The organism is Synechococcus sp. H55.11 (assembly GCF_047462475.1).
Lineage (GTDB): Bacteria > Cyanobacteriota > Cyanobacteriia > Thermostichales > Thermostichaceae > Thermostichus.
Genome location: NZ_JANSJI010000356.1, coordinates 1 through 3,024, shown reverse-complemented (window position 1 = coordinate 3,024; position 3,024 = coordinate 1). Strand labels below are relative to the sequence as shown.

Sequence of the window (3,024 nt, the reverse complement as noted above, 5' to 3'; positions counted from 1 at the left end):
ACTTTTTCCGGAATCGAGTGCAATTGGATTACAAGTGCGAGGAAATAAATTCTATACCTACAAGCACCATACACCTGACTATAACTGACCCTATTCGAGAAAGTGCAGGCATTGCTGCAGGGCGCGCTGCACCGAGCCCAGGTAGCCCTCTCCGAACAAGTTGAGATGGTTGAGCCAGTGGTAGAGCTGGTAGAGAGGCTTGCGGTGGGGATACCCCTCGTTCAAGGGATAGGCCTGCTGATAAGCCTGATAGAACGCCGGCGGAAAACCGCCGAACAGCTCTGTCATCGCCAGATCTGTCTCCCGATCCCCGTAGTAGACGGCTGGGTCGAAGATCACGGGGGATCCATCGGCCAAGGCCCCGTAGTTGCCCCCCCACAGATCTCCATGTAGCAGAGCGGGTTCCGGCCTATAGTCCTGAAAAAACGCTTCCAGCTTCGCCATCACCCGTTCGGCTTGGGTCACCCACGTGCCGCGGTATCCCCGTTGGCAGGCCAGCTTGACTTGGTAGAGCAGCCGCTGTTCCCGATAAAAGTCCGGCCAGTTTGGCCGCCAACTGTTGATTTGCGGCGTGGAGCCGATGGTATTGTCGCGATCCCAGCCATAGCTCCCGTTGGGAGACAAGGTGCGATGCAACTGGGCCAACTGGGATCCCAAGAGACTGGCCGTGTGGGGACGGGGCGAGGTTAGCTCCAAGTACTCCAGCACCAAGTAGGCTTGGCTTCCTACGGATCCCCAAACAATGGGTCGAGGCACCCGAATGGCGTGGGCAGCCGCCAGGGTTTGCAAGCCCGCCGCTTCTGCCGCAAACATCTCCAGCGCCCTCTCTCCCCCACGGGCCAATTTGACGAAGTAGTCTCTCGACCCTTCTGTAAGAGGGTTTTGGGGAGCGCAGGAAAACCGATAGGTGGCGTTGATGCTGCCCCCGCCCACAGGACGATACCGCAGGGGCTGGATGGGATCCCCTGTCGCTTGCGAAAGGTGCTGGGCAATGGCTTGCCAAAGAGTTTGCATCAACAGCAAAAGTTAGTTGTTGGGGGAAAACAGGTACTTAATTGACATATTCTCCATAGCTTGCCTCAGACTCTCCGCCACAGCCCATCCGTTGCTGACCAGGACGCCGTTCGCCTGCTCTCATTTTGATCTTGAATTGATCTTGAAACTGATTTTTCTCCTTGCCTAGTGCCTGCTGGGCCAATGTCGGGTAGAGTTGGCGATAGCCATCCTGATGTCGGTTAACGCTTATGAATAGCCCGAACCCGGATCGCGATCCCGCCTTTTCACCCCGCGCTCAGCAGGGCAGTCTGGGTTGGAGCCTTGGCTTGTTTTTCGGATCCCTGGCTTGGGCAGGATGGACAAGTCAACCGCCAACTTGGGCTCAACCGGTCGAGCAGCAACCGCAAGAGGAAGTCTTTGTGCTGGAGCGCAACATCGATCCTGGGGCGCAAATCCGGGTGCGTAACGAGCTGGTCAAGATCTGTGGCGACTATCGCTGCGAAGGCTATCGCTTTGCGGTGCGGGTGCCGATTGGCCCTGAAGATACTCTGGAAACTCTGCTGGGGCGGCTGGATGCTGAGATGCGGCGGGAGGTGGATCGGGTGTTTCAAACTCGGCCCGATCTCAATCGGGTCATCGTCGATGGCTATGTCTTTTCGGGAACTCCCGCTTTTGTTGGCCGAGAAGTGCTGTTGCAAACGATGTTTGTTCCCCGTCACCGTTGGCAAGTGGGTCGCTTGGGGCCAGAGCAAGACGCGATTTTCTACGCCGAGCTGCTGCCCCAGGTGACGCCTTTTCTCACTCCATCCCCAACCCCCACGCCCGCACCTGGGCCTGTACCCGGAGAGGCTGTGCCCCCTCTGCCCCCAGCTCCTGTGGCAACGCCTACCCCTGAAGAAACCCCAGCCGCTCCACCGCCGCCGGGGGGTGTGATCGAACGGCAGCCCATTCGGCCTTGAGGGGGTTGCTCGCTTTAAATGCCCTCTGGGTCGAGAGGGATCCCACCATTTTTGCCCTCAGTCTGTTGCCGTTGGAGCTGGGGTGGGGTTGAGTCCTGGGTCGCCGTGATCTAGGCTTCAAAATTAGGAGGGATCCCCTCGGTTGATGGCTTGACTGGATCGGTGTCGGCGGCATGGCAGGACACAGCAAATGGGCCAACATTAAACGGCAAAAGGCCCGTGTAGATGCCAAAAAGGGCAGCCTATTTACCAAACTTTCGCGGGCCATTATCGTGGCGGCTCGCAGCGGCTTGCCAGATCCGGATGGGAATTTTCAGTTGCGGGCGGCGGTGGAGAAAGCCAAAGCGGCGGGGATGCCCAGCGAGAACATCGAACGGGCCATCGCCAAGGGAGCCGGCAACTGGAGCGATGACAGCCCCCTGGAAGAAGTTCGCTACGAGGGCTATGGCCCCGGCGGGGTAGCGGTGTTGATCGAGGCGATGACCGACAACCGCAACCGCACGGCTGCCGAGGTGCGAGAAGCTTTCAACAAAACCGGCGGCAGCTTGGGAGAAGCCGGCTGTGTGAGCTGGATGTTCCGACAGCGAGGGGTGATCAGCCTGGAGAACGTGGCGGATCCCGAAGCCCTGTTGCTGGCGGTGGCAGAAGCAGGGGGCGATGACCTCAAGGTGGAGGGAACCAGCGCAGAAGTATACTGCGACTACTCCTTGCTCGAGCAGGTGGCCACGTATCTGAAAAAAGAGGGCTGCCAAGTGCAAGATGCCGCCATCCGCTGGATCCCATCCAATGAGGTTCAGGTGGGGGATCCCGACACCGCCAAGCTGGTGCTCACCTTGATGGAACGTCTGGATAGCCTGGACGATGTGCAAAATGTCTACGCCAATTTCGAGATCGACGAGGCGGTGATGGAAAGCCTAGCCTGAGGACACCCTTCTATTGAAGCGACAGGAAACTCTCATCAGAGCTGCATTGCCGGCCACACCTACAAACAAAACGTTTCTCTAAGTCGTTATTGCTACACAACGCTCTAACTCCCCTCTCCCTGAGGGAGAGGGGTCGGGGGTGAGGG

The 3,024-nt window shown here is 58.5% G+C and carries 3 protein-coding genes; 2 read left to right on the top strand and 1 reads right to left on the bottom strand.

The window, feature by feature from the left end:
• Positions 1-90: 90 nt before the first annotated feature.
• The gene (locus NW853_RS13585; protein ID WP_414336109.1) at positions 91-1,014 is read right to left on the bottom strand and encodes a fructosamine kinase family protein; all 924 of its coding nucleotides are present in this window, start codon (positions 1,012-1,014) and stop codon (positions 91-93) included.
• Between the two features lie 230 nt (positions 1,015-1,244).
• Between NW853_RS13585 and NW853_RS13580 the strand changes: the two genes are divergently transcribed.
• Positions 1,245-1,955, top strand: coding sequence for a hypothetical protein (locus tag NW853_RS13580; protein WP_414336111.1), 711 nt, complete (start codon positions 1,245-1,247; stop codon positions 1,953-1,955).
• Positions 1,956-2,128: 173 nt separating this feature from the next.
• Positions 2,129-2,878, top strand: coding sequence for a YebC/PmpR family DNA-binding transcriptional regulator (locus tag NW853_RS13575; RefSeq protein WP_414336113.1), 750 nt, complete (start codon positions 2,129-2,131; stop codon positions 2,876-2,878).
• Positions 2,879-3,024: the final 146 nt, after the last annotated feature.

Bases quoted from the DNA above. Each gene is read 5' to 3' on its own strand.
- NW853_RS13585 (WP_414336109.1), bottom strand. From the start codon at position 1,014: ATGCAAACTCTTTGGCAAGCCATTGCCCAGCACCTTTCGCAAGCGACA.
- NW853_RS13580 (WP_414336111.1), top strand. From the start codon at position 1,245: ATGAATAGCCCGAACCCGGATCGCGATCCCGCCTTTTCACCCCGCGCT.
- NW853_RS13575 (WP_414336113.1), top strand. From the start codon at position 2,129: ATGGCAGGACACAGCAAATGGGCCAACATTAAACGGCAAAAGGCCCGT.